This window comes from Streptomyces durhamensis, from assembly GCF_000725475.1.
GTDB classification, from domain to species: domain Bacteria; phylum Actinomycetota; class Actinomycetes; order Streptomycetales; family Streptomycetaceae; genus Streptomyces; species Streptomyces filipinensis.
On the sequence record NZ_JNXR01000004.1, the window covers coordinates 113,380 to 134,733 of the forward strand.

23 protein-coding genes and 1 pseudogene are annotated in these 21,354 nt (G+C 74.5%); 15 read left to right on the forward strand and 9 right to left on the reverse strand.

The features are described 5' to 3' along the window. Positions 1-141 precede the first annotated feature (141 nt). The 3 genes from IO33_RS0106515 to IO33_RS0106525 are packed head-to-tail and all read left to right on the forward strand — an operon-like array spanning position 142 to position 2,685. A complete protein-coding gene (locus IO33_RS0106515) occupies positions 142-1,224 on the forward strand; it encodes a hypothetical protein (protein WP_031161228.1) in 1,083 nt (360 codons plus the stop codon). Positions 1,225-1,262: 38 nt separating this feature from the next. Continuing rightward, positions 1,263-1,817 (forward strand): hypothetical protein, encoded by a 555-nt coding sequence (locus tag IO33_RS0106520; protein WP_051926477.1) that lies wholly within the window; start codon positions 1,263-1,265, stop codon positions 1,815-1,817. 55 nt (positions 1,818-1,872) lie between these two features. Next, positions 1,873-2,685, forward strand: coding sequence for a class I SAM-dependent methyltransferase (locus IO33_RS0106525; protein WP_031161233.1), 813 nt, complete (start codon positions 1,873-1,875; stop codon positions 2,683-2,685). A gap of 244 nt (positions 2,686-2,929) precedes the next feature. Here the strand turns inward: IO33_RS0106525 and IO33_RS54055 are convergent. Continuing rightward, positions 2,930-4,071: pseudogene (locus tag IO33_RS54055) on the reverse strand (FUSC family protein). Between the two features lie 690 nt (positions 4,072-4,761). Continuing rightward, positions 4,762-5,919: an FAD-dependent monooxygenase gene (locus IO33_RS0106535; protein ID WP_031161235.1), complete on the reverse strand. Its 1,158-nt coding sequence runs from the start codon at positions 5,917-5,919 to the stop codon at positions 4,762-4,764. A 129-nt stretch (positions 5,920-6,048) separates the two neighbouring features. Here IO33_RS0106535 and IO33_RS0106540 point away from each other — a divergent pair, with 129 nt between their 5' ends. Next, on the forward strand, positions 6,049-6,606 hold the full coding sequence (locus tag IO33_RS0106540) for a TetR/AcrR family transcriptional regulator (protein WP_031161236.1): 558 nt from the start codon (positions 6,049-6,051) through the stop codon (positions 6,604-6,606). Positions 6,607-6,676: 70 nt separating this feature from the next. Here IO33_RS0106540 and IO33_RS0106545 read toward each other — a convergent pair whose 3' ends face one another. Next, positions 6,677-7,870 carry an AI-2E family transporter gene (locus IO33_RS0106545; RefSeq protein ID WP_037685002.1) on the reverse strand — a complete coding sequence of 398 codons (1,194 nt, stop codon included), beginning with the start codon at positions 7,868-7,870 and terminating at the stop codon, positions 6,677-6,679. A 340-nt stretch (positions 7,871-8,210) separates the two neighbouring features. Here IO33_RS0106545 and IO33_RS51075 point away from each other — a divergent pair, with 340 nt between their 5' ends. After that, complete coding sequence (locus IO33_RS51075; RefSeq protein WP_167349437.1) at positions 8,211-8,360, forward strand: hypothetical protein; 150 nt, start codon at positions 8,211-8,213, stop codon at positions 8,358-8,360. On the opposite strand, the gene IO33_RS43900 is transcribed toward IO33_RS51075, so the two are convergent. Both IO33_RS43900 and IO33_RS0106560 read right to left on the reverse strand, forming a co-directional pair. Beyond that, positions 8,354-8,722, reverse strand: a complete 369-nt coding sequence (locus IO33_RS43900) for an ANTAR domain-containing protein (RefSeq protein WP_051926479.1) — start codon at positions 8,720-8,722, stop codon at positions 8,354-8,356. The two genes, IO33_RS51075 and IO33_RS43900, sit on opposite strands and share 7 nt — an antisense overlap. A gap of 176 nt (positions 8,723-8,898) precedes the next feature. Continuing rightward, positions 8,899-9,351, reverse strand: a complete 453-nt coding sequence (locus IO33_RS0106560; RefSeq protein WP_031161245.1) for a DUF2267 domain-containing protein — start codon at positions 9,349-9,351, stop codon at positions 8,899-8,901. A 248-nt stretch (positions 9,352-9,599) separates the two neighbouring features. On the opposite strand from IO33_RS0106560, the gene IO33_RS0106565 reads away from it, so the two are divergent. Beyond that, on the forward strand, positions 9,600-10,337 hold the full coding sequence (locus IO33_RS0106565; RefSeq protein ID WP_031161247.1) for an MgtC/SapB family protein: 738 nt from the start codon (positions 9,600-9,602) through the stop codon (positions 10,335-10,337). A 192-nt stretch (positions 10,338-10,529) separates the two neighbouring features. Here IO33_RS0106565 and IO33_RS0106570 read toward each other — a convergent pair whose 3' ends face one another. After that, positions 10,530-11,030 carry a DUF1360 domain-containing protein gene (locus IO33_RS0106570; protein ID WP_031161249.1) on the reverse strand — a complete coding sequence of 167 codons (501 nt, stop codon included), beginning with the start codon at positions 11,028-11,030 and terminating at the stop codon, positions 10,530-10,532. A gap of 236 nt (positions 11,031-11,266) precedes the next feature. Between IO33_RS0106570 and IO33_RS0106575 the strand changes: the two genes are divergently transcribed. From IO33_RS0106575 to hypE, 9 genes are all read left to right on the forward strand, one after another. Beyond that, on the forward strand, positions 11,267-11,797 hold the full coding sequence (locus IO33_RS0106575; RefSeq protein ID WP_031161251.1) for a hypothetical protein: 531 nt from the start codon (positions 11,267-11,269) through the stop codon (positions 11,795-11,797). A 385-nt stretch (positions 11,798-12,182) separates the two neighbouring features. Continuing rightward, positions 12,183-12,551 carry a hypothetical protein gene (locus IO33_RS0106580; RefSeq protein ID WP_031161253.1) on the forward strand — a complete coding sequence of 123 codons (369 nt, stop codon included), beginning with the start codon at positions 12,183-12,185 and terminating at the stop codon, positions 12,549-12,551. 66 nt (positions 12,552-12,617) lie between these two features. Continuing rightward, the gene (locus tag IO33_RS0106585) at positions 12,618-14,327 is read left to right on the forward strand and encodes an enoyl-CoA hydratase-related protein (RefSeq protein WP_031161255.1); all 1,710 of its coding nucleotides are present in this window, start codon (positions 12,618-12,620) and stop codon (positions 14,325-14,327) included. Further along, positions 14,324-14,890 (forward strand): hydrogenase maturation protease, encoded by a 567-nt coding sequence (locus IO33_RS0106590; protein WP_031161257.1) that lies wholly within the window; start codon positions 14,324-14,326, stop codon positions 14,888-14,890. The genes IO33_RS0106585 and IO33_RS0106590 overlap by 4 nt, the downstream gene beginning before the upstream one ends. A 75-nt stretch (positions 14,891-14,965) precedes the next feature. Next, on the forward strand, positions 14,966-15,688 hold the full coding sequence (gene hypB / locus IO33_RS0106595) for a hydrogenase nickel incorporation protein HypB (protein ID WP_031161259.1): 723 nt from the start codon (positions 14,966-14,968) through the stop codon (positions 15,686-15,688). Then, positions 15,685-18,033 (forward strand): carbamoyltransferase HypF, encoded by a 2,349-nt coding sequence (gene hypF / locus IO33_RS0106600; protein WP_031161262.1) that lies wholly within the window; start codon positions 15,685-15,687, stop codon positions 18,031-18,033. Before hypB ends, hypF begins: the two co-directional genes overlap by 4 nt. 3 nt (positions 18,034-18,036) lie before the next feature. Then, positions 18,037-18,327: a HypC/HybG/HupF family hydrogenase formation chaperone gene (locus tag IO33_RS0106605; protein WP_031161264.1), complete on the forward strand. Its 291-nt coding sequence runs from the start codon at positions 18,037-18,039 to the stop codon at positions 18,325-18,327. Further along, a complete protein-coding gene (gene hypD, locus IO33_RS0106610; RefSeq protein ID WP_031161266.1) occupies positions 18,324-19,478 on the forward strand; it encodes a hydrogenase formation protein HypD in 1,155 nt (384 codons plus the stop codon). The genes IO33_RS0106605 and hypD overlap by 4 nt, the downstream gene beginning before the upstream one ends. Further along, positions 19,471-20,544, forward strand: coding sequence for a hydrogenase expression/formation protein HypE (hypE, locus tag IO33_RS0106615; protein WP_031161268.1), 1,074 nt, complete (start codon positions 19,471-19,473; stop codon positions 20,542-20,544). The genes hypD and hypE overlap by 8 nt, the downstream gene beginning before the upstream one ends. Positions 20,545-20,581: 37 nt before the next feature. Here hypE and hypA read toward each other — a convergent pair whose 3' ends face one another. Genes hypA through IO33_RS0106630 form a run of 3 tightly spaced genes read right to left on the reverse strand, consistent with a single transcriptional unit; the run spans position 20,582 to position 21,346 of the window. Further along, positions 20,582-20,923: a hydrogenase maturation nickel metallochaperone HypA gene (hypA, locus tag IO33_RS0106620; RefSeq protein WP_031161270.1), complete on the reverse strand. Its 342-nt coding sequence runs from the start codon at positions 20,921-20,923 to the stop codon at positions 20,582-20,584. Between the two features lie 7 nt (positions 20,924-20,930). Continuing rightward, a complete protein-coding gene (locus tag IO33_RS50300) occupies positions 20,931-21,107 on the reverse strand; it encodes a hypothetical protein (RefSeq protein WP_209438827.1) in 177 nt (58 codons plus the stop codon). 32 nt (positions 21,108-21,139) lie between these two features. After that, positions 21,140-21,346 (reverse strand): hypothetical protein, encoded by a 207-nt coding sequence (locus IO33_RS0106630; protein WP_031161272.1) that lies wholly within the window; start codon positions 21,344-21,346, stop codon positions 21,140-21,142. Between the last annotated feature and the right edge of the window lie 8 nt (positions 21,347-21,354).

Consider the following 21,354-nt stretch of genomic DNA (forward strand, 5'->3'; position numbering starts at 1 on the left):
CCTGGTCCACGAACGGGGCGCCGAGCAGCCCGCACCGGTGCGCCGGGCCCCCGAAACCGGCGGGTCCAAGCGTCCACTCGGCCCGCCCCCGCCCCCGCCCCCGGAACCGCCCACCGCTTCCCCGGAAACGGAACCTCAGCCATGATCCGACCGCCCGACCCGACTGACCCGCCCGGCCCGCCCGACCCGACTGACCCGAACGGCCCGAACGGCAGGGCCGACCCGACCGAATCTACGGACCCGGTCGACCCGATCGACCGGACCGATTCGACCGACCGGACCGTCCCGACCGACCCGACCACTCCGGCCGTATCGGCGGCGACCTCACCGGTACGGCAGCCCCTTCCCGGACCCCCGTCCGGCCGCCCCCTCGCGGCCGGCGTGGCGCTGCTGGCCGTCACCGTCGCGGTGATCAATCTGTTCGTGGGGACCGTCCTCACCGTCGTCGCCCTGACCGGGCACGTCCTCGGGGCGTGGCCGTCACCGGATCCGCTCAGCCCCGGACTGCTCGGGGCCGCGATGCTGGGCACCGCGCCGGCGCTCTTCGCGCTCGGCCGCGCGACGACGTGGCAGCAGGCGCGCACGCTCGTGCTGCCCCTCGCCGTGGTCCTGGCCGGTCTCTTCACGGTCAGTCTGCTCAACGCGGGACGGCTCTACATCGCCCACGGCGGCCCGATCGTGTCCGTGCTGTTCAGCCTCGGCTGGCTGTTCACCCTCGGCCTGCTGTGCGTGGCGGCGGCGATCTGCCTGGCGGGACAGTTCCTCGCCCGGTCAGGACCGGCCGCGGCAACGGCCTCCCCCCGCACCGCGCCGCTGCCGGGCTGGGCCAAGCCGCCGCTCGCCGTGCTCGGCTCCTCCTGGCTGGGCATCGGCACCGGACTGCTCGTACGCCCCGGATTCTGGGCGGAGTTCGTGCCCTGGCGGACCAACCGCGTGGACGCGCAGGCACTCGGCGTCTGGGCGCTGGCCCTCGGCGTGGGCGTCCTCGGCTCTCTCGCCGAGGACGACCTGGACCGCACGCGCCCCGCCCTGCTGTCCCTGCCCGGCACCGCCCTCGCCGTGACGGTCGTGCTGGCCGCCCGCGCCTCCCACGTCCACTGGTCCTCCGGGCCGGGCCTGAGCCTGGTCGTCATGGTGGCCGGACTGCTGGTGGCCGGGGCGAGCGGACGATCGCTGCTCAGGGGGAGCGCGGTTCCGGGCGAGGCGATGCGGAGCGCCGGCTGAGGGACGCAGCGAGCGGTGGGCAGTCGTAGGCTCGGTGTGTGCCGCGTGTCGAAATCCTCCAGCTGCTGGTCTCCCCGGTGCACCGGCTCGCGGGCCGGCCGGGCGACGGGACGCCCGAGCTGCCGTCCGGTGAACTGGTGACGGCGGTCCAAGTGCGTGCCGGGCTGGGGCTGGTCGGGGACCGGTACTTCAACCAGCCGGCCCACCGCAACGCCTCGATCACCCTCATGGCCGTCGAGCGGTTCCCACAAGGGGAGCCGTACGCTGCCGACCTGCTGCGCACCCGGCGCAACGTCCTGTTGCGAGGGGTCGACATCGACGCCTGCGTCGGTGCGACCGTCTTCCTCGACTGCGGAGCCGGCCCCGTGGAACTCGCGGTGCGCAGTGCGGCCCGGCCCTGCGCCTGGATGGACACCACCCTCGGCCCCGGCGCACAGCGTGCGCTGCGCGGCGGCGGGGGCGTGCGCTGCAGGCCGCTGACCGACGGCACCCTCACCGTGGGCCCCGCCCTGTTCGGTGTACGGGAACCGGGCCGCGCCGCGGCCCCCGACGCCGCTTGGCGCGATCCGGGTGCCGCGACCGGGATGCGTTAGCGTCAGGACCTGCAGTGCTGTGGCGCTGTGGTGGTGCTTTTGGGGGAGGGGACGGATGGAACAGACGGCGTTCGACGAGTCCGAGCGGCGGGCGTGGGCCGGGCGGGCCGAGGCCTACGCCGCGAGTTTCGCCGGACTCTGCGCGTACCCGGTGCCGGAGCTCCTCGATGCCGCAGGGGTGCGCGAGGGTGTACGGGTCCTCGATGTGGGGACGGGCACGGGCAGCGTCGCCGCGGCCGCGTGTGAGCGGGGCGCGAAGGTGGCGGCGGTGGACGCCGAACCGGGCATGGTCGTCCGGGCCGCGCGGACGGCCCCGGACGCCGACGTACGACTGGCCACCCTGCCCCGACTTCCCTTCGCCGACGGTGAATTCGACGCCGTGGTCGGCAACTTCGTTCTGAATCACGTCGGACGGCCTCGGGAAGCCCTGAGGGAGCTGCGCCGGGTGACGCGTCCTGGCGGACGGACAGCGGTCACCGTCTGGCCGGTACCCGCGACTGCCGGGCAGGCGCTGCTGGGCAGGGCGGTCCAGGCGGCGGGCGTCAGCCGTCCCGCGCACCTGCCGGCCCTTGCCCCCGAGGAGGACTTCCCGCGCACGGAAGAGGGCTTTGCCGCGCTGCTGAGCGAGGCGGGCCTGACGAAGGTCTCCTGCGACACCCTGGTCTGGGACCATCTGACGACTCCGCAGGAGTGGTGGAGCGGGCCCGCCGCCGGAGTGGCGACGATCGGGCAGGTCGTCACGAGTCAGTCCCCGGTGGTCATCGCGGAGATCAGGGATCACTTCGAGTCGTTGTGTGCCGAGTTCGTCCGTCCGGACGGCGTACTGGTGTTGCCGCACGCGGCCCTGGTGGCGCACGGCCGGGCGTGACGCCGGCCGTGACGCCTCGGACTGCCACCGAGGAGCACCGCGCACGCCGCCGTGGTCAGCAGCCCTCCGGCGAGGAAGGCGCCCCGCACGCCGGCCGGCGGCAGGATCAGTCCTCCGAGTGCGGCGCCGGCGGCGATGCCGGCGTTGTAGGCGCCGGAGTTCGCCGCGAGTGCGAGGTCCGTGCGGCCCGCGTCGCATCCGCGGGCGCGGGCGAACGGCGGCGCCGATCGGTGACCGCCCACGGTCAGGTGCCCGAGACGGCCAGCTGGTCGGCGAGCCGATGGGCCTGGGCGAGCAGCGCGCCGTAGGTGGCGACCTCGTCGGGGTCGTCCGTCGTGGCGCGGACCAGGTCGCGGCGCAGCTCCTCCAGCGTCTCGCGCAACCGCGCGACGGCCGTGCCCAGTTCGTCCTCGCATGTTTCGTGGCCGAACCGGCTGTGGCTGTAGAGCCGCAGCGCGTGTGCGGTGCGGCACAGGAACTCGGCGTAGCGGCAGGCGAGTTCGGGTGTGGACGGGGTGCCGGGCGGTCCTGCGCGGCGGCCTCCAGCACCGTGCGGGTCACGCCCGCCGTGTGCACGGCCGCGTAGTCCAGCACCACGATCGCGTCGTCGTACCCCTGGCCGGGCGGCGGCTCGGCACGTCGGTGCCGGCGGCGCAGGTTGCCGCGCAGGCTCTCCCGGCTCCATGCGAGCGCCGAGCGGGCCTGCTCCACGAGCCGGTGCAGCCGCAGGGCACGCTCGTGCCAGGCGCCGGCCTCCTCGGCGCCCCAGCGCCCCTCGGTCAGCCCCTCCGCCACGGCCCGCAGGATGGCGTGGGCCTCTTCGGCCGCGTCCCTGAGGACGGCCCGGCTGTCCCGCAGATACAGCGGTGGCCGGACCAGGGCGTTGACCGTGATGCCGACCACGGCTCCGAACAGGGCCTCGGCGAGCCGGGCAGCGGAGGTGGCGACGGTGACGGACCCGTTGGTGAGCACGAACAGGGCCCCGGTGGCGGCGTAGATGCCCTGGCTGCCCAGGCCCCGCCACTGCCCGAGCAGCAGCGCGAGCGGCAGGACGACGGCCATCGCGGCCACGGTGTCGTGCAGCGGCAGCGCGATCGCGGTGGCCACGATCGTGCCGGCCGCGATCGCCGAGAGCTGCTGCAGCCCGTGCGCGATCGACCGGTACACGGTGGACTCCACCAGGACCACCGCCACCCACGGCGCGACGAACGCCACCGGCGCGTGCAGCCACCAGCCCGCCACCGCCCAGGCCAGCCACGCGGCCAGGGCCGCCTTGACCGCCTGGACGGCGAGGTCCCGCTCCCGGCACGGCCCCGCCCAGGCCCGTGCCGCACCGCGCGCCGCGGCCGTCACCTCACACCACAGCGCCTGCCACGTCACTCGCATGCCACGCATGACGCCCGGGTGCCACCCGGACACCGCCCCATGCCGGCCGTACGCCTCGCACACGGGTCCGGCCGCCCGGGCGCCGGAGCAACCGCCGCCGGGTCTCCGCGACACCCGCGGCGTCACCATCGGCCCCCGTCACCGGCCCAGCGGCCGCGGTCCGGCGAGCCGTGGCAAGGCTGGGGAGTGGAGCGCGTCGGCCGATGAACGCTGGAGCCGGGTGTGGGAGGGTCGGTGACGAGCGCTGGAGCCCTGGCCGGGGGGATCGGCTCCGGCCGTCCGGCGTGGCGGGTGTGGTCTGGGGGGCGTGGGAGGGTCGGGGCGTGGAGCGCGTCGGGTGACGAGCGCTGCTGCCTGCGGTCGGTGGGACCGGCTCTGGTCGTCTGGCGTGGCGGGTGGGGGCGCGGGGGGCGTCGGGTGACGCGCGCTGGAGCCTTGGCCGGCGGGATCGGCTCCGGTCGTTTGGTGCGGCGGGTGTGGTCTGACGGGGCGTGGCAGGGATCGGTCTCGGCCGTGGTCTGGTGGGGCGTGGGGGGACGGGGCGCACCGTGCGCCGGGTGACGCGCGCTGGGCCGACGGCCGGCGGGATCGGCTCCGGTCGTTCGCTGCGGCGGGTGTGGTCCGGTGAGGCGTGGCGGGGCGGGGCACCGGGACGCGGTGGCCGACGAGCGCCGGATCCCGGTGGGCAGGTCACCCCAGGCTGGGCGGCGTCCAGTCGGCGTGCCGCAGGATCGCCCGGGTCGTCGCCCCCGACGGCGCGAGCCGCAGCGCGGTGTTGCGCAAGGTCACGGCGAGCGGATGGGACAGCCGCTGACCCATCCGGCCGGCCTGCCGGGCGGCGCGGGCGACCGCCTGCGAGCGCGGGCGGCGCTCGGCGTCGTAGCGGGCCAGCGCCGAGCCCACCGAGGGCTCGGTGGCGACGGCCGCGGCCAGCGTGACCGCGTCCTCCAGCGCCTGGCAGGCGCCCTGGCCGAGATTCGGCGTCATGGCGTGCGCGGCGTCCCCGAGGAGCGCCACCCGGCCCGCGACGAACGACCGCAACGGCGTGGCCAGCTCGTGGATGTCGTGGTGGAGCACGTCCTTTGGCCGGGTCGCGTCCAGGAGTGCCGGGACCGGATCGTGCCAGCCGCCGAAGCGCCGGCGCAGCATGCCGAGCGGATCGTCGTGCCGGACACCGGCCGCAGCGGTGACCACCGCATGCCACTCGGCCCGGCCGTCGGCGAAGGCGATGTGGCCGAACTCCGCGCCCCCGCCCCAGGTCAGCTCGAAGTCGCCGCTCAGCTCCAGCACCCGGTCGGTGACGGCCCGCAGCACCGTGGAGCCGGCGTAGACCGGACCGGGATGGCCGGGAAACAGCAGTCCGCGCAGCCGGCTGCCCACCCCGTCGGCCGCGACGACCAGGTCGGCGTCCAGGACGGCGTCCCCGACCGGAACCCCCACGCGGTCGGGGGCCGAGCGGTCCAGCGTGGGCACGGTGACACCGGTGTGCAGGCACTCGGCCGGCAGGGCCGCGCGCAGCAGACGGTGCAGGACCGCGCGCCGGATGCCGACGATCGGCGTGCCCAGCGCGCGTTCGAGGGCGGCGCCGTCCATCCGGGCCAGCCAGCCGCCCGCCGGGGTGCGGGTGCCGCCGGTGTACTGCGGACGGGCCGCCGCGCGTACGGCCGCGCCGACGCCGAGCGCGTCCAGGGCGCGCAGTCCGTTGGCATGCAGCGAGATGCCCGCGCCCGCGTCGGCCAGGGTGGCGGCCCGCTCCACCACCCGGACGTCCCAGCCGATCCGGCGCAGTCCGATCGCCGTCGCCAGCCCGCCTATGCCGCCCCCGACCACCACTGCCGTACCGCCCACGCCGGCCCCCTTCGATCTCGGTTCGCATCGGTCCTCCGCAGAAGTGGCCGCTAGTAGGGTCTTCTACAGATGTAGAAGACCCTACTGCGGGCTTTCTACAGGTGTAGAGGCGGGGTGTAGAAAGAGAGGATGCCGACCGACCGACGTACAGTCCTCGCCGACGCGGCCATCGCCGTGCTCGCCGACACCGGGATGCGGGGGCTGACGCACCGCGCCGTGGACCGGGCGGCGCGGCTGCCCGCCGGTACCACGTCCGCGTACTACCGCACCCGCCAGGCCCTGCTCACCGCACTGGTCCGGCGCCTGGTGGAACTCGACCAGGCCGAGCTGCGGGAGATCGGGGCCAGGGTGCCGGTCCCGCGCACCGCCGCCGAACTGGTCACCGGAATCGTGGGGTTCGCCGCAGTGCGGCTCACCGGGGAGGGCCGTATGCGCTCTCTGGCGCGATACGCCTGTGCCGTCGAGAGCGCGCGGCACCCCGAACTGCGCGAGATCCTGGTGCCGCGCGAGAACCAGGCTCGGCAGGCGGTGTGCGAGTTTCTCGCCGCCCAGGGCGTGGCGGACCCGGACGCACGCACGGTGACGCTGCTGACCTGCGTGGACGGCCTGGTCTTCGATCGCCTGGTGAACGGCGGAAGCGTCTGCGAGGAGGAGGTACGCGGGCTCGTGGCGGCGGCTCTGCGCTGAGCGGTACGGCTGCGCCGCCTGCCTGGACGGGCGCGGCGGTGGACGCCGGGGGACGGCAGCCGTCCGTTCGTCAGGGTGGCACCGTGCGCAGGGCGCGCAGCACCGCCCAGACGACAGAGACCAGCGGTACGGCCACCACCGCGCCGATCACCCCCGCGATGATGCTGCCGGCGATCACCGACACCGCGACGACGAGCGGATGCAGCCGTACCGCCCAGCTCATCACCACCGGATGCAGCACATGCCCCTCCAGCTGGCCGATGACGACGATCAGTGCCAGCACGGCCAGCGCGGTGATCGGCCCGCGTCCGGCCAGCGCGACGACCGTGGCGACGCCGAGCGCGACGGGGGAGCCCACCAGCGGCACGAACGCGGCGAAGAACTCCAGCAGCGTCAGCGGCAGCGCCAGCGGCACCCGCAGCGCCAGCAGCGCGACACCGACCAGTACGGCATTGGTGGCGGCCACGATGATGATGCCGCGCGTGTACCCGGCGAAGGCCCGCCACGCCGCGTGCCCCGCCCGGTCCCACGCCGGACGGGCGCCGCTCGGCAACAACTGGTCGCGGATCCACCCCCACAGGCGTTCACCGGAGTAGATGAAGAACACCGAGGCGAACAGCGCCAGCGCGGCCCCGGTGACCAGCTCGACCACCCGGCTCAGCCCGCTGACGGCTTGGCTGAGCAGGCTGGAGCGGTGCGCGGAGAAGTAATGCGTCACCTGGTTCTCCAGCTCGGACAGCCGCCCGGGACTCAGCCGGAACGGCGGCCGTTGCAACCACTCCTCGATACGGTGCACCCCGCCCCGGAACTCGCCCGCCAGCCGGGCCGACTCGCCCGCCACGGCGTTGCCCACCAGGGCGAGCAGTCCGAGCAGGAGCAGCACACTGCCCAGCAGCGCCATGGCGACGGCCAGCGACCGCGGCAGGATCCGGCCGAGCAGGTCCGTCAGCGGGCGCAGGACGGAGGTCACGACCAGCGCGAGGAAGAGGGCGACGGCGATGAGCTGGAAGCTGCCGAGGATGCTGAAGACGCCGTAGACGGCGATCCCGACGAGGATGAGGCGCCAGGCGTAGGCCGCGCCGACCCGCAGCCACGGCACCGTCCGCTCGGCCACCGGCACGGGCACCGGCACCGGTACCGGCACGGTCTCGGGCCGCAGGCCGGCCGGGATGCGCACGGAGTACGCCGGCCGGCTGCCCAGCACCTGCCTCCCCCGGCGCCGGCCGCCCGGTCCGGCCGCCCGCCGACGCGCATCGCCCACCACCGATTCCGACTCCTCTCCGTCATCCCTGATGACGGTCGGTCATATGTACAGCACCGTAAGCGCACGTCGCGGGCGGGGCGCGCGGAATGCGCCGCCCGCGACGTTCCCCGGATGGCGACGTTTCGACGCGGACCGGGCCGTGCAGCACCTGGTGGGCGCGCAGGGCTACGACGAAGCGCGCTCACGCGGCCCCGCCGCGGACGCGGTGGTCCAGGGGCGGCCGGTCACGTCGACGACCGGCGCAGACGGAGAGCGGTCACAGGACCTTCACAGCCGCTGGGGGTGTGCCGGGAGCGGGCGGGGCACTCGGCAGGTGTCGCCGGCAGAGAGGGATGCGCCAGTGATCATCATCGCCCTACTGCTGCTCCCCGTCCTCAGCGTCCTGCTGTACGGGCTCGACCAGGTCGAGGACCGATGGATCCTGCGGCCGCCGGCCGCCCGCCACAGCAGGCACCGCCGGCTTCGCCGTACGAAGGCGGACCGTCACTGATCCGTCGCCGGATCCTCGGCCAGGCCGGCGCACCGCCGGTAGCGCGCGATCGCCCGCCCGAGTTCGACCCGCTCCGGTCCGGGGAGCGTCCCGCCCTGGACGTACTCCAGGATGTGCTCGGCGACCGCCCGCAGCTTGGTGTTGGTGCGCTGGGAGACGTCCCGCAGCGCTCGCCAGGCCTCTTCCGGGGCGATCCGCCCGAGCACGACGACGGCTCCGACGGCCTGGTCGATCACCGCGTGTGAGGACACGGCACGCCGCAACTGCTGGTTCTCGGTCATCAGCCGGTCGTACTCCGCTGCCAGGTCGGTGGACGAGAGCAGGACCAGCGGCTGGTGCCGGGAGAGGGTGAAGAAGGCCATGGAGCACCTTTGCGAGGTGGGGGCGTCACTGCTACGTCTGCCCTCGGCGGGCGCCGGCACACAGATTGAACCAGCAACCCGGGACACCGTCATGTCGCACGGGCCGTGCCGCGCGGCCCGTACATCCGTGCGCCGCTGCCGGGCCGGCCGGTCCGTGTCGCGCGGGCGCCCCGGTGTCAACCCTCCTGGCTCCAGGGGCCGGTGCTCTCGGCGCCCTCGGTGGCCCGGCCCACCGGCAGCAGGTCGCGGATGTCCGCGGGCAACGCGCCGGCCATCCGCTCGGTCAGCTCCGGGGCGAGCGCGGCGTCGAGCACCTCCATGACGGCGGCGGCCTCCCGCAGGGCCGTGTCCTCGTCGGTGCCCGCCCGGTCGGCGATGCGCCCGGCGAAGACGGTCAGCCCGAACCGCTCGCCCGCCGTGCCGGCGTCGGAGGTGGCCGATGCGTCGGCCGCCTCCCGCATCGCCGTCGCCATGTCGGGCGGCAACTGGGCGGCCACATGCCGGGCCAGTCCGGACGGCAGCCGCTCCGAGAGCGTGCTGACGACAGCGTGCGCTGCCCGTTCGGCCGAACCCCGGTCCGGCAGGTGGGCCAGCTCCTGCACCTTTCCGATCATCTCGTCGTGCCGCATGAGGTCGCATCCTTCCTCACGAAGTCGTGACGGTCTGGTGTGTCCCTCGCCGTGGGTCCCTCGCCGCGGGTGAGGCCACGCGCCTCGACCCGGCCGCGTGCCTGCGCGGGCCGAGTACCCGGATGCCGCGGCCGCGTACCCGGTCGCGGCCGGTCGCCGCCGGTGGAGTCACGGTGCCGTCGCGGGGTAGGCGTCGGCAGCGGACCATCGGACAAGCGGACGCCGGCGGACCGGGATGTGAGGTGTTCATGGCGGGAGCGGGGCTTGCGGCGCCGTTGTGGGACGTGCACAACGGCCAGGGGCTGCGACAGCTGGCCGAGCTGGGACTGGCACTGCTGCTGTCCAGCCTGATCGGCTGGGAGCGGGCGGCACAGCAGAAAAGCGCCGGGCTGCGCACCCACACGCTGGTCGGCATCGCGAGCGCGCTGATGATGGAGGTGTCCCAGCACGGGTTCACGGCGGTGCTCGGGCTGCAGAACGTCTCCTTCGACCCCTCCCGCGTCGCGGCGCAGATCGTGTCCGGCATCGGCTTCATCGGCGGGGGCCTGATCTTCGTCCGGCGCGACGCCGTACGGGGCCTGACGACGGCCGCCACCGTCTGGCTGACCTGCGCGGTGGGTATGGCCTGCGGCGGCGGGCTGCCCATCCTCGCGCTCGCGGTGACCGCCCTGCACTTCCTGGTGGTGCGGGGCTATCCGCTCATGACGTCCCGTCTGATCCCCGCCACGGCCGCCGGCACCTTCGAGGCGCGCCTTACCTACCGGACCGGGGCGGCACTGCTGCCTCGCCTGATGGAGACCTGCACCCGCAGCGGCTTCCGGATCGTGCAGGTCAAGGTGGAACGGCTGCCCGGCCGCGCGGACGACGCGGCCCGGGTGCTGCTGGAGCTGGAGGGCACCGGGGACTCGTCTGGGCTGGCGTCGGAGCTGTTCCAGGACGCGGGGGTGCTCGACGTCGAGGTGAGCGCCGCGGCGGACGACGAATAGACGAACAGGGGGTACGACGGCCACCCGGCGGAACCGGCCCCTCGGCCCACCGGGCTCAGCAGCGGTGACCAGGCCTGCCCGGCTGGGGTCCGCTCGGCATGGCAGGGGTGGCCGGGCCTGCGCGGGGCCCGGGTCGCCTCGGCTGGAGCGGGGGGTCCGCTGAGCTCCACGGTCCGCAGTCGCCCGGTCCGCTCAGCTTCCTTCCGTCTGCTCCGCCTGCTGTGTCCACGTCCAGGCGTACTGCAGCCAGTCCGAGACCGTCAGCGCGCCGAGGCCTGCGCAGACCAGGCGGGTGAGCCGGGGTGCCGCGGCGTACGAGCACACCAGGGTGCCGGCGGCCCAGGCCGAGGTGCAGAAGGGGCAGGACAGCAGGTCTCCGACGGCTCGCCGGACACCGTGCCCCCGCGGTTCGTCGACGACCTCGCCGGCCTCGCCCGCGTCCGTGCGGCGGGTGAAGGGCGCCCGCAGAAAGCTCGTGATCTTGTCCCGGGTCAGCAGCCTGGACGCCTTGTACGCCCCCGCGCCCATCAGGACCACGTCCCACGGCGGCACCTCGCGCGGCAGCCGGACACCCCGGTGCCTGGCCAGCACCGCGAACGCGCCGGCGCCCGCCGTGAAGACGGAGGCGAGAGCGGCGTACCCGGCGAGCGGGACGTCGCCCTGGTCGTCGTACCGCGCGGCGTCCGTCGTCATGAGACCTCCCATACCTGCCCGGGGCGCGCACCCGGCCCGCACCGGGCCCCGCCCCGAGTTCCCCGGGCCGAGGCGGCGACACGCGCCGGAACGGCGCCCCCCGTGAGACGGCGATGCCGGTACGACGTGGGCGATGCCACATATGACCTGGTTCGCAACGTCTCCCTCTCGCGCCTGGTACCGGGCTACCGTTGCGTCGAGCCCCTGTTCCCCATCGCCCCTCGGACGGCCCGGCTGTGCTCACTGATCTGTCCCCCCTCATCGCCGCGACGGCGCGCTGGCTGACGGTCTCCTATCCGCCCAGCGGCGGCGCGCTGGCCTCCGCCCTGTGCGAGGCGCAGGCCCGGCAGGCCGTGACCGTCGCCGCGTGGCTGCGCTACCCCACCGAGATGGACGCGGCCCTGGTCACCATGGCCGGTCCCGGCGGCGCCGCGCGGCTCGACTGGATCAGCGGCACCGAGCGTGACGGCGAGGAGGGCCCCGCGGACGACCGGGCCTGGCGCACCTGGGTCGACGAGGTCGTCGCCAGCTGGGCGGCCGGCCTGCTCACCGACCCCGAGCTGGCCGGAACGGCCGTCGCCGCACTCGCCGACGGCGAGCACACCTCGGGCACCCCGGCGGAGTTCCGGCGGCTGCTCGCGCCCGACGACGGTGACCGGCGCGCCGCCGCGCTGCTGCGCCACCCCGACCTCCTCGCCCCCGTGGCCGAGCTGCACCTCGACCAGCTCCTGGACCGTCTCGGACCGGGCCGCGCCCTCGCCGCCTGAACGCTCGGTCGCACCCGTCCGCACTGCCGCCCCGAACGCCTCCCGCCCAGCCCGACCGGCGCCCGTGTCGCACGCCCCCGCAGGGGTACTGCGGAGCTGATCCATGGGTCGTTCGCCGACGGCGGCCGGTCCCGAGCGACGGCAGGCAGGAGAACGCGATGCGCGCGCAAGGTGACGAGGCAGCGGCGCCCGGCGGCGCCCACGACCCTCCCGGCCGCCCCCGGCTCGGTCCCGCCCGGGCGCTCGCCCTCGGCCGTACCGCGCCGCTCCTGCGCCAAGGGGGCGGTGGGCCCGGACACCGGCACGCCGAACCGGGGCCGGGCTGCTGTGTGAACGGCCGGCGGCCGGTGAGCCGGTGGTGCCGGCCGACGGGGAAGACCCGGTCATGACCTTCAAGAATCCCGTGCACCGCGGCGGGGAGCGCCGCGGCCGGTTCGAGCAGTTCGCGGAGTACGCCTCCAACTTCACCAGCTCCCCGGTGTTCTTCCTCTTCTGTCTGCTGCTCGTCGGCTTCTTCGTCGCCGCGCACCTCGCGCATCTGCGGATCGAACTGCTGCTGCTCGCGGGTGAGTCGATGACGGCGGTCACCCTGCTGCTCCTGGCGCTGCTGAAGAACGCCGAGATGCGCGCCGAGCACGCGATCCAGCGCAAGCTCGACGCGATCGCCGGGGCCCTGTTGGAGTCCCACTCCGACGACCGCAGCCAGGCCTTCGAGGATCTGCGCCATGCGATCCGTATGGAGGAAGAGACCTGACACAGAGGGACAAAACCGCGCGCCGGTTCTTCACGGCACCCCGGCCAGGGACGACCATGCCGTGTCATGGACATTTTGCTGGTCGCCAGCGCGTTCAACAGCCTCTCCCAGCGTGTGTACGCCGAACTGTCGGACCTGGGGCACCGCGTGGACGTCGTCCTCGCGGCACAGGGCGCCGACCCGGTCCGGGCCGCCGTGCGTGAGCTGCGGCCGGAGCTGGTCATCGCGCCGATGCTCAGGACCGCCCTGCCCGAGGACGTGTGGCGGGACCACACCTGCCTGATCGTGCATCCCGGGCCGCCCGGTGACCGCGGCCCGTCCTCACTGGACTGGGCCGTCGCCGAGGGCGCGACGCACTGGGGGGTGACGGTCCTGCAGGCCGAGGCGGCGATGGACGCGGGCGCGATCTGGGCGGCGGAGCCGTTCGCGGTGGCGCCCGTCGGCAAGAGCGACCTGTACCGCAACGAGGCCTCCGACGCCGCCGTCACCGCCGTCCTCACCGCCGTCCGCCGGTACGCCGAGGGCTCCTGCAAGCCCCAGCCGCAGACCGACGACTCGGTCCGCGTGGTCTGGCGCGACGCCTTCCGGCAGGAGCGGCGCCGCATCGACTGGGAGCGGGACGACACCGAAACGGTCCTGCGTAAACTCCGCGGCGCCGACTCACAGCCGGGTGTCCTGGACGAACTCCTCGGCCACGAGGTGTTCCTGCACGGCGGGCACCCCGAGGACCAGCTGCGCGGCCGTCCCGGCGCACTCCTGGCCCAGCGGACGGGCGCCGTCTGCCGGGCCACCCGCGACGGCGCCGTCTGGATCCCCGAGCTGCGCCCCCGCAAGAACTCCGGTGACCCCGCGCCCTTCCGCCGCCCGGCCGCCTCCGTGCTCGCCGCGTGGGAACCTTCCCTCAAGCTCCCGGAAGCCGCCGCCCCGCTGGAACTGCCGCCCGGCCGGAGCACCTGGACGGACATCCGCTACCGGCAGCGCGGCGACACCGGCTTCCTCGGCTTCTCCTTCCCGGGCGGCGCCATGAGCACCGACCAGTGCCGCCGCCTGCTGGCCGCCTACGCGTACGCACTCGCCCGGCCCACCCGGGTCCTCGTGCTCGGCGGGTCCCGCGACTTCTTCTCCAACGGCATCCACCTGAACGTCATCGAGGCGGCCCCCGACCCGGCCCAGGAGTCGTGGACCAACCTGAACGCCATGGACGACCTGGTCGAGGCGGTGCTGCACACCACCGACCGGCTGGTCGTGGCCGCACTCGCCGGCAACGCGGCGGCCGGCGGCGCCATGCTCGCCCTCGCCGCCGACCAGGTGTGGTGCCGTACCGGCACCGTCCTCAACCCGCACTACCGGCGCATGGGCCTGTACGGCTCGGAGTTCTGGACGTACAGCCTGCCGCGCCGCGCCGGGGCGGCGCAGGCCCGCCGGCTGACCGGCGACGCCCTGCCGGTCAGCGCCGCCCGCGCCGAGCGGCTCGGGCTCGTGGACCGGCTGGTACCGGCCACACCCGCCGGCTTCCCGGCCGAGGCCGAACGACTGGCGGCCGAACTCGCCGCGGACCCCCGCCTGGACGAGCGGATCGCCGCCAAGGCCGCCGCCCGTGCCGCCGACGAACGCGAACGCCCCCTCGCGCAGTACCGCGCGGCCGAACTGGCCCGTATGCACGCCATCTTCTTCGACCCGCGGGCCCCCTACCACGAGCTGCGCTCGGCCTTCGTACGCAAGACCCCGTCCGGCTCCCCCAGGCCCCTGGCCGCGCCCGCCGGAGACGTCCGGTGACGCCGCGCCTGCTGGTGGCGGGCGTCGGTAACATCTTCCTCGCCGACGATGCCTTCGGCCCCGAGGTGATCCGCGCGCTCGGCGAACGCCCGCTGCCGCCCCAGGTGCGGGTGCACGACTACGGCATCCGGGGCATGGACCTCGCCTACGCCCTGCTGGACGGCTGCGCCACCGCCGTCCTGGTCGACACCGCGCGGCGCGGCCACCGCCCCGGCACCCTCTCGCTGATCGAGGCCGAACCGCCCGACGGCACGGTCGTCCCCGAGGCCCACGGCATGGACCCGGCGAAGGTGCTGGCCCTGGCCGCGCACCTCGGCGAGGAGCCGCTGCCCCGCGTCCTCGTGCTGGCCTGCGAGCCGCAGGTGCTGCCGGCCGCCGACGAGGACCTGCTGCCCGGGCTCAGCACACCGGTCCGGGAAGCCGTCCCCCGGGCCGTCGACGCGCTGCACACCCTGGTCCCGGCCCTGCTCGCCGACCCCGCGGCGCCCCCGCCCCCGTTGGGCCGCCCGGTGGAATCCGGGCCCCCGCACCCGGCTGCGCTGCCCGGCACAGCGGCCGGCTGAGCGGAAGATCGGTGGAGCCCGGGCCGCAGGGACGCGGCCCGGGCTCCACCGCCGTACCCCCGAGGAGCAGCGCCCATGTGCCGGTCCGACGTCAAGCAGGCCGTCCTGGCGAAGAACGACGACCTGGCCGCAGACCTGCGCGGCGACCTCGCCCGACGGGGCGTGACCGTCGTCAACCTGCTGTCCAGCCCCGGCAGCGGCAAGACCGAACTCCTCGGCGAGGTCCTGGCCCGCGCCGTCGGGCAGGGGGTGCCGGTGGCCGCGCTGACCGCCGACCTGGCCACCGAGAACGACGCGGAACGCCTGGCCCGTTCCGGTGCCCCGGTCCAGCAGCTGCTCACCGGCGGACTGTGCCATCTGGAGGCCCGTCAGGTGCGCGCCCGGCTGGACGGCTGGCTGCCGGCGGACACCTCGGTGCTGTTCGTGGAGAACGTCGGCAACCTCGTCTGCCCGGCCGCCTACGACCTCGGCGAGACCCTGCGGGTGGTGCTGATGGCGGTCACCGAGGGCGAGGACAAACCGCTGAAGTACCCCACCGCCTTCGGCTCCGCCCATCTGGTGGTGATCACCAAGACGGACCTCGCCGAGCCGGCCGGCTTCGACGAGACCGCCTTCCGCACCCACGTGCACCGGGTCAACCCGGGCGTGGAGATCGTACGGTCCTGTGCCCGCACCGGCGCCGGAGTGGACACCCTCCTGGAGCGCGCCCTCGCCGCCCGGGACGGCGTACCGCACCGGCCGCCCCTGGCCCCGCATCCGCACGGCCACCACCACACCGCGTCCGCTCCCGTCGCATGACCGCCCCCGTCACCGGACCGGTGCGACGCGCTCTCACCGTGCGGGGCACCGTGCAGGGCGTCGGCTTCCGGCCGTATGTGCACCGCCTCGCCGCCGGACTCGGCCTGGCCGGGTTCGTCGGCAACACCGGCGACGGCGTGCACATCGAGATCGAGGGCCCGGCGCCGGAGGTGGACCGCTTCTGCGTCCTGCTCGCCGAACGGCCGCCGCCGCTCGCCACCGTCACCGCCGTCGAGGACGCGGTCCTGCCCGCAACCGGTGACACCGCTGCCTTCGCCATCCGCTCCACCGAGCGGGCCGGCGGCCGCACCCAGCTCCCGCCCGACACCGCCACCTGCGCCGACTGCCTGCGCGAACTGGCCGATCCGGCCGACCGCCGGCACCGGCACCCGTTCGTCACCTGCACCCACTGCGGCCCGCGTTTCACCATCGCCACCGGGATGCCGTACGACCGCGTGGCCACCACCATGGCCGGCTTCCCCATGTGTCCGTCCTGCGCCCGCGAGTACCGCGACCCCGCCGACCGGCGGTTCCACGCCCAGCCGGTCGCCTGCCCCGACTGCGGCCCACGGCTCACCCTGGTCCCGGCCGACGGCCTCGGCGTCCGCCCGGCCCGGGACGCGGACGCCCTGGCGACGGCGCGGGCACTGCTGGCCGCCGGGAAGATCGTCGCCGTCAAGGGCCTCGGCGGCTACCACCTGGCCTGCGACGCCACTGACGCCCGGGCCGTGGCCGCGCTGCGCGACCGCAAGGAACGGGGTGGCAAGGCCTTCGCGGTGATGTGCGCCGACCTCGGCACCGCCGAGCGGCTCGCGGTCCTCTCCAGCGCCGAACGGGCCGCGCTGACCAGCGCCCGGCGCCCCATCGTCCTGCTCCGCCGGCGCACCCCGGCCGACGGCCTGCGCCTCGCCGACCAGGTCTGCCCGGGCAGCCCGCACGTGGGCGTGATGCTGCCCTACACGCCCGTGCACACCCTGCTGTTCGGGCTGCCCGGCGACCCGCCCGGCCCCCGGGTCCTGGTCATGACGAGCGGCAACCGCTCCGGCGAACCCATCGTCACCGACGACGCCGAGGCGCTGACCCGGCTCGCCGGACTGGCCGACGCCTGGCTCGCCCACGACCGGCCCATCGCCTCGCCCTGCGACGACTCCCTGCTCCGGGTCCGCCCCGACGGCACCGAACAGGTCCTGCGGCGCTCCCGCGGCTACGTCCCCCGCCCCGTGCGGCTCCCGGTGCCGGTACGGCCCGTCCTCGCGGTCGGCGGCGACCTGAAGAACGTCCTGTGCCTGGGCGAGGGCGACCACGCCTGGTTCGGGCCGCACATCGGTGACATGGGCGAACTGGCCGCCCTGGAGGCCGCCGAGCGCGCCGAGCGGCACCTGGCCGTCCTGACCGGAGTCACCCCGGCCCTCGTCGCCGCCGACCGGCACCCCGGCTACCACTCGGCCCGCCGGGCCCGCCGCCGCGCCTCCCGGCTGCCGGACGGCTCCCTGCGTCTGGTCCAGCACCACCACGCCCACATCGCCTCCGCGATGGCCGAGCACGGCCTGGACGGCACGACCCGGGTGATCGGCGTCGCCTTCGACGGCACCGGGTACGGCGACGACGGCACGGTGTGGGGCGGCGAGATCCTGCTCGCCGACTACACCGGCTACCGGCGCTACGCCCACCTCAGCCCCGCACCGCTGCCCGGCGGCGACGCCGGCGTGGCCAACCCGTGCCGGCTGGCGCTGGCCCGGCTGTGGGCGGCGGGCGTGGCGTGGGAACCGGATCTGGCGAGCGCGCGGGCCTGCTCGGACGTCGAACGCGCCGTGTTGCGGCGGCAGTTGGACCGGCAGGCGGCGTGTGTGCCGACGTCCAGCATGGGCCGCCTGTTCGACGCGGTGTCCTCCCTGGCCGGTGTCTGCCACCGGGCGGGCTACGAGGCGCAGGCCGCGCTGGAACTGGAGGCGGTGGCGACCGAGGCCCGGGACGCCGACCGGACGGCGTACCCCTTCGGGTTCGACCGGCAGCGGGAGATCGACCCGACGCCCATGCTGCGCGCACTCCTGGAGGACCAGCGGCGCGGCACCCCCGCACCGGTCCTCGCCGCCCGCTTCCACCGAGGCGTCGCCGCGGCCGTCGCCGGGGTCTGTGACCGCGCCCGCGCCGAGACCGGACTGACCACGGTCGCCCTCACCGGAGGTGTCTTCGCCAACGGCCTGCTGGAACAGGAGTGCACCGCGCGGCTGGCCGCGGCCGGCTTCACGGTCCTGCGGCACGGCGACGTCCCCCCGAACGACGGAGGGTTGGCGCTCGGTCAGCTCATGGTCGCGGGAACAGCGAACAACCACGAGACGGAGTGACCCATGTGTCTGGCAGTGCCCGGCAAGGTCGTGTCCATCGACCATCGTGCCGACCCCCTGACCGGGATGATCGACTTCGGCGGGGTGCGCAAGCAGGCGTGCCTCGAGTACCTGCCCGACGTAAGGGTGGGGGAGTACGTCATCGTCCACGTCGGCTTCGCCCTGCAGCGGCTGGACGAGGCGTCGGCCCGGGCGTCCCTGGAGCTGTTCGAGCAACTGGGGCTGCTGGAGGAGGAGTTCGGCGACGCCTGGGAGCAGGCGGCCCGGCAGGAGAGCGGGAGTGAGGCCCGGTGAAGTACATCGACGAGTTCAACGACCCCGACCTGGCGCGCCGGCTGCTGGACGAGATCCACGCCACCGTCACCCGGCCCTGGGCGCTGATGGAGGTCTGCGGCGGCCAGACCCACTCCATCATCCGGCACGGCATCGACCAACTCCTGCCGGACAAGGTCGAGTTGATCCACGGACCCGGCTGCCCGGTGTGCGTCACGCCGCTCGACGTCATCGACAAGGCCCTGGAGATCGCCGCCCGCCCCGGGGTGATCTTCTGTTCCTTCGGGGACATGCTGCGCGTGCCCGGCACCGACCGGGACCTGTTCCGGGTCAAGGGCGAGGGCGGTGACGTACGCGTGGTGTACTCACCGCTGGACGCGCTCGACCTCGCCCGCAAGAACCCGGACCGCCAGGTCGTGTTCTTCGCCATCGGCTTCGAGACGACCGCACCCGCCAACGCCATGGCCGTCCACCAGGCCCGCCGCCTCGGCCTGGACAACTTCAGCCTGCTGGTCTCCCACGTGCGGGTCCCACCCGCGATCGAGGCCATCATGACGGCACCGGAATGCCGGGTGCAGGGCTTCCTCGCCGCCGGACACGTGTGCAGCGTGATGGGCACGGCCGAGTACCCGGACCTTGCCGACAAGCACCGGGTGCCCGTCGTCGTCACCGGCTTCGAGCCGCTGGACATCCTTGAGGGCATCCGCCTCGCCGTCCACCAGCTGGAGCGCGGCGAGCACCGGGTGGAGAACGCCTACCCGCGTGCCGTACGGGAACAGGGCAACCCGGCCGCCCTGCGCATGCTGGAGGAGGTCTTCGAGGTCATCGACCGCAACTGGCGCGGCATCGGCCGCATCCCCGCCAGCGGCTGGCGGCTGTCCGACGCCTACCGGGCCTACGACGCCGAACACCGTTTCGACGTCGCCGGCATCCGCACCGAGGAGCCCGCCGTCTGCCGCGCCGGCGAGGTTCTCCAGGGGCTGATCAAGCCCACCGAGTGCGAGGCGTTCGGCACGAGCTGCACCCCGCGCACCCCGCTCGGCGCCACCATGGTCTCCAGCGAGGGCGCCTGCGCGGCCTACTACCTGTACCGCCGGATGAACAACACCCCAGCAGCACGGGGATCCGGCGTGCCGCAGTCCCAGCAGGAGGAGATGAACCCCGTTGGCTGACCTGGCTACCGAAGCGGCCGTCGACCCCGCGAACTGGACCTGTCCCGCGCCCCTGCGCGACCAGCCGGTGGTCGTCATGGGCCACGGCGGAGGCGGCGCCCTGTCCGCCGAACTCATCGAGCACGTCTTCGCCCCCGCCTACGGCAACCCCACCCTGGCCGCCCTCACCGACTCGGCCGTCCTCGACCTGGGCGGGGCCCGCCTGGCCTTCTCCACGGACTCCTACGTCGTACGGCCGCTGTTCTTCCCCGGCGGCAGCCTCGGCGACCTCGCCGTCAACGGCACGGTGAACGACCTGGCGATGAGCGGAGCCCGGCCCGCCTACCTGTCCACCGCCTTCGTCCTGGAGGAGGGCGTGGAACTGGACGTCGTCCGCCGCGTCGCTCAGGCCATCGGCGCGGCGGCCTCGACGGCGGGGGTCACCGTCGCCACCGGCGACACCAAGGTGGTCGAGTCCGGCCACGGCGACGGCGTCTACGTCACCACCGCCGGCGTGGGCCTCGTACCGGACGGCGTCGACATCCGCCCGCAGCGCGCCCGGCCGGGCGACGCCGTCATCGTCAGCGGCCCCATCGGGCTGCACGGCGTGGCGATCATGAGCGTCCGCGAGGGCCTGGAGTTCGGCGTCGAGATCGTCTCCGACACCGCGCCCCTGGCGGATCTCGTCGCTGCCATGCTGGCGGTCACGACGGACATCCACGTCCTGCGCGACCCCACCAGGGGCGGACTCGGCGCTTCCCTGAACGAGATCGCCCGCGCCTCCGGTACCGGCGTGCGGCTGCACGAGCGGGCCATCCCGGTCCCCGAGGAGGTCGCGAACGCCTGCGGCTTCCTCGGCCTGGACCCGCTGTACGTCGCCAACGAGGGCCGGCTCGTCGCGTTCGTGCCACCGCGGGACGCCGAGGCGGTCCTGGCGGCGATGCGGGCGCACCCGCAGGGCCACGGCGCCGCCCTCGTCGGCGAGTGCGTCGCCGACCACCCGGGCATGGTCGTCGTCGCCACCGGCCTCGGCGGCACCCGGGTGGTGGACCTGCCGCTCGGGGAACAACTGCCCCGGATCTGCTGAACGGGTGACCTGGCCCCGCCCCGAGGGCGGGGCCAGGTCACCCCTCGACACCCGTGATCTCCAGCTCCCGGCCACTGCGCAGCTCCTGCGAGGGCCGGTCGCAGGACGGGCACCAGAAGAACGGCGGCATGCCGACCGCGAACTCCTCGGCACACCCACCGCACCAGGCCCGCGCCGACACCTCCTCCACGACCAGGTCCGCCCCGGCGAGCGCCGTGCCGTCGCGGGCCACCTCGAAGGCGAAGTGCAGCGCGTCCGGCACGACACCGGCCAGCTCGCCCACGCGGACGGTCACCGCGGTCACACGGTCCGCCCCGTCCGCGCGGGCGATCTCCTCGGCCTGTTCCACGATCGCGGTCGCGATCGACAGCTCGTGCACGAGCGGCTCACGGGTACCGGCGGTGGGCACGCAGCCCACCGGTCATCCGGTAGATACGCACTTCGCGCAGGATGCCCGGGAGCTCCTTGACGATCAAGGCGGTCACGAGGCTGCCGACGACCGCGGCCTGGGCCACGAGCAGCTGCCGTCCCGACATCTCCGCTCGTCGGGGCCTTCTGCGCATGCCAATGCTCATTGCTGTCATGTTCAGCTCTCTCATCCCGGTGAGATGTTCGGCATGTCCTTCACCAGGGCGTCATGCCGTTTCCAGTGGATACCGGTGGAACGGCGCGCATCGGAAGTGCCGTCCTTGTGGTGCCCGGTCTGATGCTTGTACGGGCCCTTGTTGCCCTGGTGAAGTCCCCGCACGTGGCTGGGCGTATCGGGCTTCGCCTGGGGGCGGCCCACGCGGATGCTGCCCATGTCGGTTC

Coding starts and splice junctions, on each gene's coding strand:
- IO33_RS0106515 (WP_031161228.1), top strand. CDS start 142: ATGATCCGACCGCCCGACCCGACTGACCCGCCCGGCCCGCCCGACCCG.
- IO33_RS0106525 (WP_031161233.1), top strand. CDS start 1,873: ATGGAACAGACGGCGTTCGACGAGTCCGAGCGGCGGGCGTGGGCCGGG.
- IO33_RS0106540 (WP_031161236.1), top strand. CDS start 6,049: ATGCCGACCGACCGACGTACAGTCCTCGCCGACGCGGCCATCGCCGTG.
- IO33_RS43900 (WP_051926479.1), bottom strand. CDS start 8,722: ATGGCCTTCTTCACCCTCTCCCGGCACCAGCCGCTGGTCCTGCTCTCG.
- IO33_RS0106560 (WP_031161245.1), bottom strand. CDS start 9,351: ATGCGGCACGACGAGATGATCGGAAAGGTGCAGGAGCTGGCCCACCTG.
- IO33_RS0106565 (WP_031161247.1), top strand. CDS start 9,600: ATGGCGGGAGCGGGGCTTGCGGCGCCGTTGTGGGACGTGCACAACGGC.
- IO33_RS0106570 (WP_031161249.1), bottom strand. CDS start 11,030: ATGACGACGGACGCCGCGCGGTACGACGACCAGGGCGACGTCCCGCTC.
- IO33_RS0106580 (WP_031161253.1), top strand. CDS start 12,183: ATGACCTTCAAGAATCCCGTGCACCGCGGCGGGGAGCGCCGCGGCCGG.
- IO33_RS0106585 (WP_031161255.1), top strand. CDS start 12,618: ATGGACATTTTGCTGGTCGCCAGCGCGTTCAACAGCCTCTCCCAGCGT.
- hypB (WP_031161259.1), top strand. CDS start 14,966: ATGTGCCGGTCCGACGTCAAGCAGGCCGTCCTGGCGAAGAACGACGAC.
- hypF (WP_031161262.1), top strand. CDS start 15,685: ATGACCGCCCCCGTCACCGGACCGGTGCGACGCGCTCTCACCGTGCGG.
- IO33_RS0106605 (WP_031161264.1), top strand. CDS start 18,037: ATGTGTCTGGCAGTGCCCGGCAAGGTCGTGTCCATCGACCATCGTGCC.
- IO33_RS50300 (WP_209438827.1), bottom strand. CDS start 21,107: ATGCGCAGAAGGCCCCGACGAGCGGAGATGTCGGGACGGCAGCTGCTC.
- IO33_RS0106630 (WP_031161272.1), bottom strand. CDS start 21,346: ATGGGCAGCATCCGCGTGGGCCGCCCCCAGGCGAAGCCCGATACGCCC.